The sequence below is a fragment of the Hydrogenophaga sp. Root209 genome, from assembly GCF_001428625.1.
In the GTDB taxonomy this organism is placed as follows: Bacteria; Pseudomonadota; Gammaproteobacteria; order Burkholderiales; family Burkholderiaceae_C; genus Hydrogenophaga.
Window position 1 is genome coordinate 370,993 of record NZ_LMIE01000012.1, and the last position, 15,829, is coordinate 386,821.

Consider the following 15,829-nt stretch of genomic DNA (forward strand, 5'->3'; position numbering starts at 1 on the left):
GTCAACTGAGCCCGTCATTCCGGCTATGAAACGATATAAGCCCCCGCCCCCGTCGACAACAACTTACCGTCCGCCCCCAGAAATTCCATGCGTGTGCTCGCCACGCGCGAGCCCAGGCGCATGACCTCGGCGCGCAGGTCAAAGTGGTCGCCGATGCCGGGGCGCAGGTAATCGATGCGCAGGTCGATGGTGCCGAGTTTGCTGAAGCGGTTCAGGCGCTGCAGGGGGGCTTCATCCATGTGGCGTGCACCGATGGCGGCCATGCAGGCCAGGCCGCCCATGGCGTCCAGGCAGGCGCTGATGACACCGCCGTGGATGCGGTTGTGGCTGTAGTGGCCGATCAGCTGGGGTTTCATGTCGACGCGGCCGGTCACCCTCTCGGGCGTGATGGCGGTGATCTTCAGGCCCAGCACACTGTTGAAAACAATCTTCTCTTCAAACAGTTCTTTGAGCCCCTCGATGAACCCGAGCTCGAATTCGACCGCTGCGGGCGGGGTGGTCGTTGTTGTTTTGGTCATAGGGCCCATTGTCGTGCGGCAAGTTCTTTCATGATCTCCTCGGCGCCGCCACCGATCATCATGACCTTCACCTCGCGGTACACACGCTCGCTCACGGTGCCGCGCATGTAGCCCATGGCGCCGAGCATCTGCACGGCGGCGTCGGCGCAGTGCTGCATGGTCTGGGTGGCGTGGTTCTTCAAGAGGCACACCTGTGCCACCCAATCCGCTCCGTCATCACCGGCATCCGCGCGCGCGCCAAGTGCATCCACCCAGGCCTGGGTGGAGTGGATGCGCATCTGCATGTCCATGAGCTTGTGGCGGATCACCTGGCGTTCGATCAGAGGCGCGCCGAAGGTGCTGCGCTGGCGGGCCCAGGCCAGGGCTTCGTCAAAGCAGGCTTCGGCAAAGCCGAGTGCCATGGCCGACAAGGCGAGGCGCTCGCCGTTGAAGTTGCCCATGATCATGCGAAAGCCGGCGCCCTCGGCGCCCAGGCGGTAGCGTGCGGGCACGCGCACGCCGTCAAAGCGCAGGTGGGCCGTGTCGCTGCAGTGCCAGCCCATCTTGTGCAGCTTGCTGCGCGAGATGCCGGGTGCATCACACGGCACCACGATCATGCTGATGCCGCTGGCGCCTTTGTTGAGCGGACGGTCACCGCCGGGCCGCCCCAAGGTGACCGAGCCCCCTTGGGGGGCAGCGACCCGCGAAGCGGTGGAGCGTGGGGGCTCATCCGTCCGCACGGCCAGCGTGATCCAGTCGCAGCGCATGCCCGAGGTGATGAACACCTTCTCGCCGTCAATCACGTAGTCGTCGCCCTCCAGCCTCGCGGTGGTGCGCAACGCGGCCACGTCCGATCCGCCACCGGGCTCGGTGATGCCCAGCGCGGCGATCTGCTCGCCGCGCAACACGGGCGGGATCACCTCGGCTTGCAGTTCGGGCGTGCCGTGCGCCAGCACGGGCGGCAGGCCGATGTTGTGGGTGAAGAGGCTGGCCATCACGCCGCCGCTGCCGCCGAAGCGCGCCAGCGTTTGCGACATGGCGTTGCGCACGCTCCAGGGCGCGGGTGTGCCGCCCAGGTGCTCGGGGTAGCCCAGGCCGAGCAGGCCGAGCTCGGCCGCCTGGTGGTGGAGGCCACGCGGAAACTCGCCGGCTTCGTCCCACGCGCTCACGTGCGGGGCAATGGCCTGGGTGGCGAAGCGCCGCACGGTGTCGATGAGGGCCGTGCGGTCTTCGGGGTTGAAGTCGTGCGTCGTGTTCATGCGCTGAAAGTGATGAGCAACTGTCCCGGTGCAACCTGCTGGCCGGCGACCACCGAAAGGCTGCCCACCGTGATGTCGCGCGGCGCGGCCAGGGTGTGTTCGAGCTTCATGGATTCGATGACCAGCAATGGCTCACCCTTGGCGATGGTGGCGCCGGGTTGTGCGTGCACGGCGATGAGCTTGCCGTTGAACGGCGCGCGCAGTTCGCGCGCGGCAGACGCGCCACCGGCGCTCTCTCGCGGCGCGAGGCTGAGGTCGGCCAGCGCGATGGTGTGGGCACCGGCCTGCACCTGCCAGCGGCCCGCGCCGAGCGCCGCGGTGGCCACGGGCCAGGTGACGCCATCAATGACCACACGGCCCGGGCTCACGCAGGCCTGCACCCTGCGCTCGCCCCAGGTCACGCGCAGCGCGCCGTGCCCTTGCTCCTGCACCGCCACGTCCAGCACCTGCGCGCCATGCAGCCAGCGCAGTGGGCGGGGAAAAGGGCACGCCAGCCCGGTGGCGGGTGGCTGCGCGCCGAACGCGGCGGCGAGCACGCCGGCCAGCACCGCGTCGGGCGGAGGCAGCAGCATGGCGCGCACGGTTTCGCCCTCGTCGGCCAGAAAGGGAATGAGCGCGCCGCCTTCGTGGAACACCGGGTGGCGCAGGCAGGCCGCGAGAAAGGCGCGGTTGGTCGGCAGGCCGAGCAGGCGGGTCTGGTCCAGCGCGTGGGCAAGGCGGTCGATCGCTTCCGTGCGGGTGGGTGCGTGGACGATCAGCTTGCCGAGCATGGCGTCGTAGTGCGGGGTGACTTCGCTGCCGGTTTCCAGCGCGTGGTCAAACCGCAAGCCGGGCACCATGGGCGGCTCAGCGAAGTGCCGCACACGGCCGGTGTGCGGGGTGTAGTGCTCGTCTTCGGCGCACAGGCGCACTTCGATGGCGTGGCCTTTGAATGTGATCTGCTCTTGAGTGAGCGGGAGGGGTTCTCCGCGTGCGACGCGGAGTTGCCATTCGACAAGGTCGAGCCCGGTGAGTGCTTCGGTGACCGGGTGCTCGACTTGCAGGCGGGTGTTCATCTCCATCAGATAAAAAGGTGACGTGGGGGTGAGCCCTTCGACAGGCTCAGGGCGAACGGACTTGGTTGCAGTTCGTGTTGACCCATCCCCCGTTCGGGCTGAGCCTGTCGAAGCCCTCGCCCACCCTGCCTCGTCCACCAGAAACTCCACCGTCCCCGCCCCCACATAGCCCGCAGCCTGTGCCAGCGCCACGGCACAGCGGCCGAGCTCTTCGCGCAGCTCGGGCGACACGGCCGGGCTCGGCGCTTCTTCAATGATCTTCTGGTGCCGGCGCTGCACCGAACAATCGCGCTCGCCCAGGTGCACGCAGTGGCCCAGCGCATCGGCAAACACCTGCACCTCCACGTGCCGCGGGCGCAGCAGGGCGCGTTCGATCAACAGCTCGCCGTTGGCAAAACCCGCCAGCGCTTCCGAGCGTGCGCCTTTGAGCGCGGGCAGCAGCTGGTCTGCGCTGTGCACCAGGCGCATGCCACGCCCGCCACCACCGGCCACGGCCTTCACCATGAGCGGAAAGCCGATGCGCTGCGCCTCGGTCACAAATGTTGCTTCGCGCTGGTCTTCGCCAAAGTACCCGGGCAGGCAGGGCACGCCGTGCGCCACGGCCAGCGCCTTGGCGGCGGACTTGCTGCCCAGCGCGCGGATGGCCGACGGCGGTGGGCCGACCCAGGTGAGGCCGGCGTCGATCACGGCCTGCGCGAAATCGGCGTTCTCGCTCAGGAAACCATAGCCGGGGTGCACCGCGTCGGCGTTGGTGGCCAGCGCTGCGTCCAGCAGGCGGTCCACGCGCAGGTACGACTCGGCCGAGGTGGTGCCGCCGAGTGCAAACGCGCTGGTGGCTTCACGCACATGCAGGGCGTTGGCATCGGGCTCGGAAAACACGGCCACGGTTTCGATGCCCATGGCGTGCGCGGTGCGGATGACGCGGCGGGCGATTTCGCCGCGGTTGGCGATCAACAGGCGTTTCATTGTTTGCTGGCCCAGGGTGCAGGTTGCTTCTTCGCAAACGCGGACAGGCCCGCCGCGGCTTCGGCGCCGCGCAGCGCGGCGGCAAAGGCAATGGCCGCTTCGTCACGCAAATCAGGCACATCGCCGCGCAGGCGCTGCAGCAGCCGTTTGGTGCTGGCCACCGCACCGGGCGCGGCGCGCTTCAACTGCTCCAGCCGTTCCTGCAGGCCTCTCTCCAGCTCACCGTCGTGGGTCACTTCGTCCACCAGGCCGAGCGCCTGCGCGTCTTCCGCGCGGTAGACGCGGCCCTGCAGCAAGCACTGGCGCGCGGCGGCGTCGCCCAGGCGCTGCCACACGAAGGGCGCGATCTGCGCCGGCGGCAGGCCCAGCGTGACCTCCGGCGTGGCGAAGCTGGAACGCTGCGTGGCGATGACGTGGTCGGCGCAGCACACGAGGCCAAAGCCGCCGCCCATGGCCGCGCCGTCCACCGCGCACACCAGCAGCTGCGGCAGCGCGCACAGCGCGTGCAACACATCGCCAAAACCGCGGTTCATGGCGATCAGCGGGTCGTCTTCGCCCGGCTGCAGCGGCTGGCCGATGGCGCTGGAGAAATGGCCCAGGCTGCCGCCCGCGCTGAAGGCGCCCGGCGCGCCGGTGAGCACGACGATGCGCAGTGTCTCGTCTTGCTTTGCTCGCAGGGTGGCCTCGTACAGGCCGAGGACCATGGCGTCACTCAGCGCGTTGCGCGTGGCGGGGTCGCTGAGGGTCCAGCGTTCGGTGTCGCCCTGGCGCTCAAACAGAAAGGCCTGGCTCACTTCACTGGCCTTTTGGCGATGCCCATGATCTTGCTCAGGATGCCCAACATCACCTCGTCCGCCCCGCCACCAATCGATGCCAACCGACCGTCGCGGTACATGCGAGAAACCTTGTTCTCCCAGGTGAACCCCATGCCGCCCCAGAACTGCAGACAGGTGTCGGGCACGGTGCGGTTCAACCGGCCGGCTTTGAGCTTGGCCATGGTGGCCCACTCGGTCACGTCTTCACCGGCCACGTAGTGCTCCACCGCCTGGTAGGTCAGCGCGCGCAGACTCTCCACCTCGGTCTTGAGCTCGGCCAGCTTGAACTGCACCCACTGCTGGTCGGCCAGCGAGGCGCCGAACAGCTTGCGCTCCTGCGCCCACTCCACCGTCCACTCGATGCAGTTGGTGAGGCTTTGCAGCGTGCTGGCCGCACACCACAGACGCTCCTCTTGAAACTGCTGCATCTGGTAGATGAAGCCCGCGCCCTCCTGGCCGATGCGGTTGCGCTGCGGCACGCGCACTTCGTCAAAGTAGATGAGCCCGGTGTCGCTGCTGTTCATCCCGATCTTTTTGATCTTCTGCGCCACCTCGATGCCTTTGACCAGCTTGCCGTTCTCGCGCATGCGCACCATCACCAGGCTCTTGTTCTTGTGCGCCGGGCCGTCGCCGGTGTTGACCAGCATGCACATCCAGTCGGCCTGCAGGCTGTTGGTGATCCACATCTTCTGGCCGCTGATGAGGTAGTCGTCGCCGTCCTTGCGCGCCACGCTCTTGATGGCCGCCACGTCGCTGCCCGCGCCGGGTTCGCTCACGCCGATGCAGCCCACCATGTCGCCGGCAATGGCGGGTGCGAGGAACTCGCGCTTGAGCTCGTCGCTGCCGAAGCGCGCGAGCGCGGGCGTGGCCATGTCGGTCTGCACGCCGATGGCCATGGGCACGCCGCCGCAGTGGATGTGGCCCAGCGTCTCGGCCATGGCCATGCCGTAGGAGTAGTCGAGCCCCGCGCCACCGTTCGCCTCGGGTTTGGTGAGCCCCAGCAGGCCCAGGTCACCCAGGCCCTTGAACACCTCGTGCGCCGGGAAGATCTCGGCCGCCTCCCACTCGTCCACGTGTGGGTTGATGTGCTCGTCGATGTAGCGCTTGAGCGTCTTCTGGATCTCGCGGTGCTCGTGGGTGAACTGCATTTTCTTGTCTCCTTGTCGTTGAACAAAATCCCCCGTTCGCCTTGACTCCCTCTCCGTTCGGGCTGAGCTTGTCGAAGCCCTCGCCAACACCTGGGTGAACCCTTCGACAAGCTCAGGGTGAACGGGATGGGGCTCAGCCAGAACGGACATTGCTACATGCGCGCCACGCCGAACTGCATGCGCCGCGGTTCGCGCGCGGCGGCCTCGGCGCAGGTGTCCAGGCAGAAGGCGAGCGTGGCGCGGGTGTCGCGCGGGTCGATCACGCCGTCGTCAAGCACCAGGCCGCTGGTGTGGAAGGCGTCGGCCTGGCTTTCGAACACGTTCACGATCTGGTCGAACTGGGCCTGCATCTGCGCCGCATCGGGCGTGATGCCTTTGCGCGCCATGCCGGCCTCGGCCACGATCTGCATGGTGCGCGCGGCCTGCTCGCCGCCCATCACAGCGGTCTTGGCCTGCGGCCAGCTGAAGAGAAAACGCGGCTCGTAGCCACGCCCGCACATGCCGTAGTTGCCAGCGCCAAACGACGCGCCGCACTGGATGGTGATCTGCGGCACGGTGGCATTCGTCACGGCCTGGATCATCTTGCTGCCGTGCTTGATCATCCCGCCTTGCTCGCTGTCCTTGCCCACCATGTAGCCGGTGGTGTTCTGCAGGTAGACGATGGGGTGGCCGAGCTGGCACATCCACTGGATGAAGTGCGTGGCCTTGTTCGCGCCGGCCACGTCGATCGGGCCGTTGTTGCTGATGATGCCGACCGCGTGACCATGGATGCGGGCCTGCACGCAGAGGGTGGCGGCGCCAAAGAGGGCCTTGAATTCGAGCAGCTCGGAGCCGTCGACGATGCGGGCGATGACTTCGCGCATGTCGACCGGCTCGCGGTGATGCGCGGGCATGAGGGCGAGGAGTTCTTCCTGCCTGAGAACGGGTTCAACAACACCGGTTCGGGCTGAAATCCGCTCATCCTGAGCTTGTCGAAGGATCGAAGCCCTGGCCCAGGTGCTGGCGAGCCCTTCGACAAGCTCAGGGCGAATGGAGGCGATGACCCGCCGTGCAATCCCCAACGCCGCCCGATCATCCTCCGCCAGATACTCCCCCAGCCCCGACACACCGGTGTGCATCTCCGCCCCACCCAGCTCCTCTTCGGTCGCCACCTCGCCGGTCGCGGCCATCAACAACGGAGGCCCCGCGAGGAAAGCGCGCGAACGCCCGCGCACCATGATCACCACATCACTCAGCCCCGGCATGTAGGCCCCACCCGCCGTGCCCGAGCCGTGCTGCACCGTGATCACCGGCAGGCCGGCCGCCGAGTGGCGAGCCAGGTTGCGAAACAGCGCGCCGCCGTGCACAAAGCCCTCGACCTTGTATTTCATGAGGTTGGCACCCGCGCTCTCCACCAGGTGCACGAAGGGCAGCCTGTTCTGCAGCGCGATGTCCTGCACGCGCAGGATCTTCTCGAGTCCGCGCGACTGGATGGCACCGGCCTCGATGCCCGAGTCGCTCGCCACCACCATGCAGCGCACACCGGCAATGAAGCCGATGCCCGCCACCATGCCGCCGCCGGGCACCGACTTCTCGGGGTCCTTGGTGTCTTGCAAAAACCCGGCCAGCGAACACAGCGGCAGATACGGCGCTGCGGGGTCGAGCAAGAGGGCCACGCGCTCGCGCGGCAGCAGCTGGCCGCGCCTGTCGAACACGGCTTTGGATCTGGCCGAGGTTTGCGCGGCGCGGTCTTCGAGCGCGCGCAGTTGTGTGACGCGCGCCAGCATGGCCTCGCGGCGTTGCTGCGCTTGAAGGCTCTGGGGGTTGAAGCTGGACTCAAACATGTGCGCTCACTGATCTCCGTTCGAACTGAAAAAATCTCCGTTCGGGCTGAGCCTGTCGAAGCCCTGGCCCAGGTGGTGGTGAGCCCTTCGACAAGCTCAGGGCGAACGGGGGCGGGCTCCGTACGAACGGGTGTTTTTTCATTCCTGGAACACCCTCGGCGTCACATACCGGTGGAAGCCATCGAAGGGTTTCACAGCGTCGCGGTCCTGCACGGCCACCGGCGCGGCCACCTGGCCCCAGCCCATGCGCACCTGCGGGCGCGCACCGTCCACGCGCAGCACGCTGCCGCTGATGAAACTGGCCGCCGGGCTCAACAAGAAGACGATGGCGGCCGAGGTTTCAGCCTCGTTGCCGAAGCGCCCGGCCGGCACCGTGGCGCGCATCTCGCGCAGCATGGGGCCGGCCTCGGGCGGGTAGTGGTCCATGCCGCTGGAGGCGATGTAGCCCGGCGCGACTGCGTTCACGCGCACGCCGCTCTTGGCCCATTCCAGCGCCGCGGTCTCGGTGAAGTTCACCATGCCCGCGCGCGCCGCGCCGCTGTGGCCCATGCCTGGCATCGATCCCCACATGTCGGCCACGATGTTGACGATGGAGCCGCCTTTGTCCTGCATGCTCTGCACATAACACTCGCGCGCCATGAGGAAGCCGCCGGTGAGGTTGGTGTCGATCACTGCCTGCCAGCCCTTGGCGCTGATGTTCTCCAGCGGCGTGATGTACTGGCCGCCCGCGTTGTTCACCAGCCCGTCGATGCGGCCGTGTGCACCAACGATGGCGGTGACCACGGTGCGCACCGCGTCCTCTTGCCGGATGTCGCAGGCATGGAAGCTGGCACGCCCACCGTCGGCCACGATCTCGCCAGCCGTGTCCTGCAGCTTCTCCAGGTTGCGCCCGATCAGCACCACATGGGCACCCAGGCTGGCGAGTTCGTGCGCGGTGCAGCGGCCAATGCCCGAACCGCCGCCGGTGACCAGGATCACCCGGCCGTGCAGCAGGCCGGGGGCGAAGGCGGAGCGGTAGTGCTGGTGTCCGGTGGTGGATGGGGTGGTCATGCCGGTTCCTTCAGAAAGAGTTGCAAGGCCGAGGTGGTGAGGTCGTCGAGCGAGGCGCGCGCGCGGCTCTTGGCGCTGCGGCCCGAGGGTGGTGCGTACCACTGGGCCGACCAGTTGAGCGCGCCAAAAATCATGAGCCGCGCCAGCACGGGATCGCTGCCGAGCTGGCCCTGCGCGTGCAGCGCCGCGAGCACCGGCACCCAGTCGGCTTCGTACCGGTCTTTCAGCCGATTGACCTCGCTGCGCTGCGTGGCGTCGAGCGAGCGCCATTCGTAAAGCATCACGGGAATGAAATCGCTGTCGGGGCCGAGCAGCGCGTCGAAGTGGTTGCGCACCAGCACGCGCAGCCGCTCGCGCGCCGGCGCCTCTGGCGGCAGCAGCGCCAGCGCCGCATGCTGGCGCAGCAACGCGCCCTGCATGCCCTCGAGCATCACGGCGCCGAGCAGCGCTTCCTTGCTTTCAAAGTGGTAGAAGGGCGAGCCCGAGCGCATGCCCACCGCCGCGGCGATGTCGCGCGTGCTGGTGGCGGCAAAGCCCTGCTGGCGAAACAGGCGGGCGGCGCCGTTGATCAGCTCCTGGCGGCGGTTGCCGTCGTCGCGCTCACCAGCGGTCTTGCGCGGGCGGCCGCGCGCGCGCCGCGGGGCCTCGGCAGCGGTGGCCGCGCGCGGGGTGTCGGGGCTGTCCAGGTTCATGGGCACCGACCTTAGCAGCGCCACCGAATTTCAGCAAGCACTTGCTTTGTGAAAATGTGAGCAGCTGTCTCGCCGTCGACAGGCTTTTCATCAGTCCCCCGAATCCCCAACGCCGTTTCTGCGACCATGCCGCATGGACAAAGCCTTCGACATCATCGTTTTTGGCGCCACCGGCTTCACCGGCCGGCTGGTGGCCGAGTACCTGCACAACACCTGCGGTGTGGGACGCGGCGTGGCCTGGGCCATGGCCGGACGCAGCCAGGCCAGGCTGACCCAGGTGCGCGATGCGCTCGGCATCAGCCCCGCCCTGCCCGTGCTGGTGGCCGATGCGACCGATGTGAAGGCGCTCGCCCAACTGGTGGCGCAGGCCCGTGTGGTGATCACCACCGTGGGGCCGTACCAGAAGCACGGCCAGATGCTGGTGGACGCGTGTGCGCAGGCCGGCACCGACTACGTGGACCTGTGCGGCGAGCCGGGCTGGATGGCGCAGATGATTCCCCGCCTGCAGGGCTCGGCAGCGGCCAGCGGTGCGCGCATCGTGTTCTCGTGCGGATTCGATTCCATCCCGTTCGACCTCGGCGTGGTCTACCTGCAGCACGAGGCGATGCAGCGCCTGGGCGCGCCTCTGGTGCGCGTGCACGGCCGGGTGAAGGTGATGAAGGGCGGTTTCTCCGGCGGCACCGCGGCCAGCCTGCTGGCCACGCTGGAGACCGCCGGGCGCGACCCGACGCTGGCGCGCACGCTGGCCGACCCGTTTGCGCTCACACCCGGCTTTCGCGGCCCGACACAGCCTGACGACCGCACCGCCGCCTGGGACGAGCTCGCGCAGTCGTGGACCGGGCCCTTCGTGATGGCGCCGATCAACACCAAGAACGTGCACCGCACCCACGCGCTGCGCGGCCACCCCTGGGGCACCGACTTCGTCTACAGCGAGCGCATGCTCACGGGTGGCGGCGAGGGTGGCGAAAAGCGCGCCAGGACCCTCGCGCGCAACACGCGGGTGCAGAACGCGCTGCTGGCCTTTGGCCCCACGCGCGCGCTCATCCGCCGCTTCGTGCTGCCCAAGCCCGGCCAGGGTCCGACGAAAGAACAGCGCGAGAAGGGTCGCTACGAAGTGCTGTTCATCGGCCAGACCGCCGATGGCCGCACGCTGTGCGCCAGCGTGAAGGGCGATCGCGACCCGGGCTATGGCTCCACCTGCAAACTCATCAGTGAAACCGCGCTGTGCCTGGCGCGCGAGATCGACCCGAACATGACGCCTGGCGGCGTGTGGACGCCCGGTGCGGCCATGGGCCTGACGCTGGTGCGTCGGCTGCAGGAGCGCGCAGGCCTGTCATTCCAGATCGTTGAGGCCCCTTCACCCCGCTGAACCATGCCTGAACAACGCGTCCCCATCGGCCAGGCCAACGACATACCCCCCACCTGGGGCGCCCCGCGCACCGCCTCGCGCCGCTTCACGGTGGCGATCCGCGAACCCCGGGGCACCGAGGTCTTCTCGGTGGCCTGGGGCGAACTCACGGCGGACCCCGGCTTGGACTGGGTGGTGATGCTGGACGACGGCACGGCCTACCCGATCAAGAAGGACTTGTTCGAACGCACCTACGAGGTCGCCGGGCCGGGGCGCTACCGCAAGGTGGAGCGCAGCCGCCTGGTGCAGGTGCCGCCCGACACCGTGGCCTTGCTGGCCACGCTGGAAGGCCCGCTCGAAGTGCGCCACCCCGACTATGTGGCCGTGGGCGCGCAAGGCGAGGTCTATGCCAACGCCGCCGACTGGGTGCGCGAGCACCTGACGTTCGACACCGTGGGCAGCGCCTGAACGCGCTCCATCCCGCACACCCTTCGTTTCAAGGAACCACCGTGAGCCAGCTGTTTTCTGCTTTCGACCTCGGTCCGCTGCGGTTGAAAAACCGCATCGTGATCGCCCCCATGTGCCAGTACTCGGCCGAGCACGGCAACGCCACCGACTGGCACCTGATCCACCTGGGCCACCTCGCGCTCTCGGGCGCGGGCCTGCTGATCCTGGAGGCCACGGCGGTCACGCCCGAAGGCCGCATCTCACCGACCGACCTGGGCTTGTGGAACGAGGCGAATGAACACGCGCTGGGCGAGGTGCTGAACAAGGTGCGCAAGCACTCGTCCATGCCGATCGCCATCCAGCTCTCGCACGCCGGGCGCAAGGCGTCGAGCCGGACGCCGTGGGAAGGCGGCCAGCTCATCGCGCCCGACGACGGTGGCTGGGAAACGCTGGCGCCCTCGGCCATTCCCCACCTCACGCACGAGGCACCGCCGCACGCGCTCGATGTGTCGGGTCTGGAGCGCATCAAGCAAGCGTTTGTGGATGCAGCGCTGCGCGCACAACGCATCGGCATCGACGCCATCGAACTGCACGCGGCCCACGGCTACCTGCTGCACCAGTTCCTCTCGCCGATCTCCAACCAGCGCATCGACGAATACGGGGGCTCGCTGGAGAACCGCATGCGCTTCCCGCTGGCGGTGTTCGAGGCGGTGCGCGCCGCGCTGCCGGCCAACATGGCGCTGGGCATGCGCCTCTCCGGCACCGACTGGGTGGACGGCGGGTGGGACGCGGCGCAAAGCGTGGCGTTTGGCCATGAACTCAAGGCGCGCGGTTGCCACTTCATGCACGTCTCCAGCGCCGGCATCTCGCCGCTGCAGCAGATTCCACTCGGCCCCAACTACCAGGTGCCGCTGGCCGAGCAGGTCAAGCGCGAGGTGGGCCTGCCCACGATCGCCGTGGGCCTGGTGACCGAGCCCGAGCAGGCCGAAGAGATCATCGCCAGCGGCCGCGCCGACTGCGTGGCCCTGGCGCGCGCCATGCTGTTCGACCCGCGCTGGCCCTGGCACGCCGCCGCGAAGCTGGGCGCCCAGGTGGACGCACCGCCTCAGTACTGGCGCAGCCAGCCACGAGGCATGAGCCAGCTGTTTGGTGACGTGAAGATCGGCCAGCGCTGAGGCGCTCCGGTGCGTGCAGTCCGCACTGGTTCATGCAGGCGGATCACGGTGCTGTCGAGTGCCTGCACCAGCACACGGCCCGGCTGGATACAGGTGTGGCACTGGCCCGAGGTCAGCAAGATGTCGTGCGGGTGGTGATCGTGCGTCACCCAGGCCGTTCCCTCGGCGCATTCGATGCGCCAGCCCAAGGGTTTGTTGATCGCGTGCAGGGCCGACTTCGGCAGTGAGATGAATTCGGTGGTCATGGCGTCAAGCCTCCAGGGGTGGGGTGTTCGATCGGTTGGCGCACTCGCCCGCGAGCGGTGGACACGTCGCGAAAGGCCAGCATTTCGGTGAGGCGCGCGGAAGCACCGTCGTGAAAGCCCTGTTCGGGCCAGGGCGCGTTCACAGGCCCGTTGCGGAAGGTGCCGAACACGATGTCCCACAGCGGCAGGTCGGCGTAGTTGTGCGCGTGCACGCCGCGCTGGTGGTGAATGGCATGGCTCTCGGGCCGCTGGATCAGGTAGCCCAGCCAGCGCGGCGTGCGCATCCGGGCGTGTTCGAACACCGAGAGAAAGGCGAGCACCGCCACCGCCCACGCACCCGCCTCGGGGCTCAGGCCGAGCAGCGGAAACAGCACGATGCTGGACAGCGTGGTGAAGAGCGCTGCGTCCAGCGGGTGCAGGTAGAAGGCGCCCCAGGCGTCAAGCGTCTCCGCACTGTGGTGCATCTGATGCCCCAGGCGCCACAGCGCGTTGAAACGGTGAGCGCTGCGGTGATACACGTAGTGGAAGAACTCGTAAACCAGCACGCCCACCGCCGCGCCACCCGCCGTGCCGAGCGCTGCACCGTCGAACACATGAAGGCCACCGAAGTAACTGCCCCAGAGCAAGCCGATCCACAGCGTGAACCCGACGTTGGCGACGGAGACGAGCAACGACCGCGAGCGCCACCAGCGCGTGCGGCTGGTGCCAGCGGGGGTGGCGAAGTCGAGCAACAGAAAGATGGGCAGGACCGCCAGGGTGAAGATTTCGGGCCAGGACACGGCGTTCTCCAGAGGTGTGAAACAGGAAGGTGGGTTCTAGAATCGGAATCGATCAGTGACTGTAGGAAGACCGGCCGTTTTCACCTGCAGCCAAAACCGACACCCACCCGACAAAATCGCCATGTCAAACCCCGACGGCGCTCCCCTGCTCGCCACCGTTGCCATCCTGGCAATGCCCGACGTCACGGCCTCGGTGCTGTTCGGGTTGAGCGACATGTTCGTGGGCGTGGGACGTGATTGGCCTTGGGTGATCGAGGGCCGTCCCGGCGCCCCGCTGCTGCGGGTGCAAATCGTCTCGGCCGACGGCCGACCGCTCACCATCGCCAACGGCGTGCACGTGGTGCCAGACGCTTCGCTCGCCGACGCAGCGCCGCCGCAGGTGATCTGCGTTCCGGAGGTGTTTCTGCTGCCGGACGCCGACCTGCGCGGCCGCTTCCAGATTGAAGTGGCCTGGCTGCGCGAGGCGCATGCCCGGGGCGCCGTGGTGGCCGCTGCCTGTTCGGGCGCGCTGCTCCTGGCCGAGGCCGGCCTGCTCGAAGGCGAAGACGCCACCACCCACTGGGCCTACTGCGATGCGCTGGCGCAGCGGCATCCCGGCATTCGCCTGCACCGCCAGCGCGCGCTGGTCACCGCGGGTGAAGGCCAGCGGCTCGTGATGGCCGGTGGCGGAACATCGTGGCAAGACCTGGCGCTCTACCTGATCGCGCGGCTGGCGGGCATGGAAGCGGCCATGCAGATGGCGCGCCTGTACCTGATCGACTGGCACGAGCGCGGCCAGCAACCCTTTGCCCGGTTATCGGCCAGTCGGCAATCGGACGACGCGGTCATCACACGCTGCCAGCTCTGGGCGGCCGAGCACTACCGCGAGCCCAGCCCGGTCGCGGCGATGACGCGTCTTTCCGGCCTCGCCGAGCGCTCCTTTGTGCGCCGCTTCCAGCAGGCCACGGGCCTGTCACCGCTGCAATACGTGCACCACATCCGGCTTGAAGAGGCCAAGCAATTGCTGGAAGCCAGCGTCGACTCGATCGAGGCCGTGGCCGAGCAGGTGGGTTATGAGGATGCGGGCTACTTCGCACGTCTGTTCAAGCGCGAGGTCAACCTCACGCCGGCGCAGTACCGCAAGCGCTTCGCGGGCCTGCGCGAGGTGCTGCAGCAGGGTCGCGCAGCCTAGGCCCGCCGGGGCGTCTCGCTCGTCACCATGAACGCGCCGGCGCGCTGCTAGCCCGCGCCGGTCGTCAGACGGTTGGGCAGCCACAGCACCAGATCGGGCGCCGCGAGCAGCAGGAACACGAACAGAATCATGATGGTGAGATAGGGCAGCGCATAGCGGGCGATGCGGCCGAGTTCCAGGCCCGTGAGCCCCTGCAGCATGAACAGGTTGAACCCCACCGGTGGGGTGATCTGGGCCATCTCGATCACGATCACCAGGAAGATGCCGAACCAGATCGGATCGAAGCCGGCGGCCTTGACGATGGGCAGCACGATGGGCAGCGTGAGCACCATCATCGAGAAGCCGTCGAGGAAACAGCCGATCACCAGATAGAGCACGATCAGCACCGCGATGAGCGCCAGCGGCGCCAGCTCGAAAGCCGTCACCCACGTGCTGATGGCGCGCGGAATACCCAGGAAGGCCGCGGCGCTGGCCAGGATCGAGGCGCCCAGCAGGATCAACGCGATCATGGCGCAGGTCTGTACCGCACCCATCGCGATGTCACGCAGCGATTGCCGCGTGAGACCCCCTTGGAAGTGCGCGATCAAAGCGGCGCCGAGCACGCCCACCGCCGCGCTTTCGGACGGCGTTGCGATGCCGGTGTACATGGAGCCGAGGATGGCCACGATGAGCAGCAGCACCGGCGCCAGGTCCCGCAGTGCGTGGAACCGTTCGCCCCAGGTGGCACGGCGGGATGTTTCGTCGTGGGGCACCAGCGCGGGGTTCAGCGTGGCCTGGATCATGATCCAGGCCATGAAACACCCCGCCAGCAGGATGCCGGGCACCACGCCGGCCATGAACATCTTGAGCACCGACACGTCGCCCAGCACGCCGTAGATGATCATGATGTTGGACGGCGGAATCAGGAAGCCCAGCGTGCCCGCGCCCGCGAGGCTGCCGACCGCAATCGATTTGCCGTAGCCGCGCCGCTCCAGTTCCGTCAGCGAAATCCGGCCCACCACCTGCGTGGTGGCGGCCGACGAACCCGAGATCGCCGCGAAGATCGTGGAGCCGAACACGTTCACATGCAGCAGGCGGCCCGGCAGCAACGAGGCCCAGGGCGCCAGGCCATTGAACAGCGACTGCGACAGGCGCGTGCGGAACAGGATCTCGCCCATGACGATGAACATGGGCAGCGACAGCAGTTCCTGGGTGGTCAGGATGTTCCAGGTGTACTGCGCGAGCAGCTTGTCGAGCGGGATGTCGCGAAACAGCGCGAGCATGGCGGTGCCGGTGGCGCCCAGGCCCAGCCCGATCCAGACACCACTGCCCAGGAACGCGATCAGCAAGGCGCCGAGTGTGAGTACGACTGCAAGCATG

Annotated in this window: 15 protein-coding genes; 4 read left to right on the forward strand and 11 right to left on the reverse strand. The window is 67.9% G+C overall.

The features are described from left to right. Window positions 1–23 precede the first annotated feature (23 nt). The 8 genes from ASE11_RS10515 to ASE11_RS10550 form a co-directional block, all read right to left on the reverse strand. Entirely contained in the window at window positions 24–518 is a 495-nt protein-coding gene (locus ASE11_RS10515; RefSeq protein ID WP_056270267.1) for a thioesterase family protein, read from the reverse strand. Then, a complete protein-coding gene (locus tag ASE11_RS10520) occupies window positions 515–1,756 on the reverse strand; it encodes an acyl-CoA dehydrogenase family protein (protein ID WP_056270270.1) in 1,242 nt (413 codons plus the stop codon). The genes ASE11_RS10515 and ASE11_RS10520 overlap by 4 nt, the downstream gene beginning before the upstream one ends. Further along, window positions 1,753–3,777, reverse strand: coding sequence for an acetyl/propionyl/methylcrotonyl-CoA carboxylase subunit alpha (locus ASE11_RS10525; protein ID WP_056270275.1), 2,025 nt, complete (start codon window positions 3,775–3,777; stop codon window positions 1,753–1,755). The genes ASE11_RS10520 and ASE11_RS10525 overlap by 4 nt, the downstream gene beginning before the upstream one ends. Beyond that, entirely contained in the window at window positions 3,774–4,571 is a 798-nt protein-coding gene (locus ASE11_RS10530) for an enoyl-CoA hydratase/isomerase family protein (RefSeq protein WP_056270279.1), read from the reverse strand. The genes ASE11_RS10525 and ASE11_RS10530 overlap by 4 nt, the downstream gene beginning before the upstream one ends. Further along, complete coding sequence (locus tag ASE11_RS10535; protein ID WP_056270282.1) at window positions 4,568–5,740, reverse strand: acyl-CoA dehydrogenase family protein; 1,173 nt, start codon at window positions 5,738–5,740, stop codon at window positions 4,568–4,570. Before ASE11_RS10535 ends, ASE11_RS10530 begins: the two co-directional genes overlap by 4 nt. 152 nt (window positions 5,741–5,892) lie before the next feature. After that, on the reverse strand, window positions 5,893–7,563 hold the full coding sequence (locus tag ASE11_RS10540) for an acyl-CoA carboxylase subunit beta (RefSeq protein ID WP_056270286.1): 1,671 nt from the start codon (window positions 7,561–7,563) through the stop codon (window positions 5,893–5,895). A gap of 138 nt (window positions 7,564–7,701) precedes the next feature. Beyond that, the gene (locus ASE11_RS10545; protein WP_056270290.1) at window positions 7,702–8,613 is read right to left on the reverse strand and encodes an SDR family oxidoreductase; all 912 of its coding nucleotides are present in this window, start codon (window positions 8,611–8,613) and stop codon (window positions 7,702–7,704) included. Then, entirely contained in the window at window positions 8,610–9,305 is a 696-nt protein-coding gene (locus ASE11_RS10550) for a TetR/AcrR family transcriptional regulator (protein WP_056270293.1), read from the reverse strand. Before ASE11_RS10550 ends, ASE11_RS10545 begins: the two co-directional genes overlap by 4 nt. Window positions 9,306–9,438: 133 nt before the next feature. Between ASE11_RS10550 and ASE11_RS10555 the strand changes: the two genes are divergently transcribed. Genes ASE11_RS10555 through ASE11_RS10565 form a run of 3 tightly spaced genes read left to right on the forward strand, consistent with a single transcriptional unit; the run spans window position 9,439 to window position 12,275 of the window. After that, the gene (locus ASE11_RS10555; RefSeq protein ID WP_056270296.1) at window positions 9,439–10,674 is read left to right on the forward strand and encodes a saccharopine dehydrogenase family protein; all 1,236 of its coding nucleotides are present in this window, start codon (window positions 9,439–9,441) and stop codon (window positions 10,672–10,674) included. A 3-nt stretch (window positions 10,675–10,677) separates the two neighbouring features. Then, window positions 10,678–11,121 (forward strand): hypothetical protein, encoded by a 444-nt coding sequence (locus tag ASE11_RS10560; protein ID WP_056270300.1) that lies wholly within the window; start codon window positions 10,678–10,680, stop codon window positions 11,119–11,121. 41 nt (window positions 11,122–11,162) lie between these two features. After that, window positions 11,163–12,275 carry an NADH:flavin oxidoreductase/NADH oxidase gene (locus ASE11_RS10565; protein WP_056270304.1) on the forward strand — a complete coding sequence of 371 codons (1,113 nt, stop codon included), beginning with the start codon at window positions 11,163–11,165 and terminating at the stop codon, window positions 12,273–12,275. On the opposite strand, the gene ASE11_RS25325 is transcribed toward ASE11_RS10565, so the two are convergent. Both ASE11_RS25325 and ASE11_RS10570 read right to left on the reverse strand, forming a co-directional pair. Beyond that, a complete protein-coding gene (locus tag ASE11_RS25325) occupies window positions 12,206–12,520 on the reverse strand; it encodes a DUF2917 domain-containing protein (protein WP_082585659.1) in 315 nt (104 codons plus the stop codon). The two genes, ASE11_RS10565 and ASE11_RS25325, sit on opposite strands and share 70 nt — an antisense overlap. Continuing rightward, window positions 12,517–13,299, reverse strand: a complete 783-nt coding sequence (locus tag ASE11_RS10570) for a sterol desaturase family protein (protein WP_056270307.1) — start codon at window positions 13,297–13,299, stop codon at window positions 12,517–12,519. The genes ASE11_RS25325 and ASE11_RS10570 overlap by 4 nt, the downstream gene beginning before the upstream one ends. A gap of 121 nt (window positions 13,300–13,420) precedes the next feature. Between ASE11_RS10570 and ASE11_RS10575 the strand changes: the two genes are divergently transcribed. Continuing rightward, window positions 13,421–14,470, forward strand: coding sequence for a GlxA family transcriptional regulator (locus ASE11_RS10575; protein WP_056270309.1), 1,050 nt, complete (start codon window positions 13,421–13,423; stop codon window positions 14,468–14,470). A 47-nt stretch (window positions 14,471–14,517) separates the two neighbouring features. Here the strand turns inward: ASE11_RS10575 and ASE11_RS10580 are convergent, their stop codons facing one another. Next, window positions 14,518–15,828, reverse strand: coding sequence for a TRAP transporter large permease (locus ASE11_RS10580; RefSeq protein ID WP_056270310.1), 1,311 nt, complete (start codon window positions 15,826–15,828; stop codon window positions 14,518–14,520). Window position 15,829 lies beyond the last annotated feature (1 nt).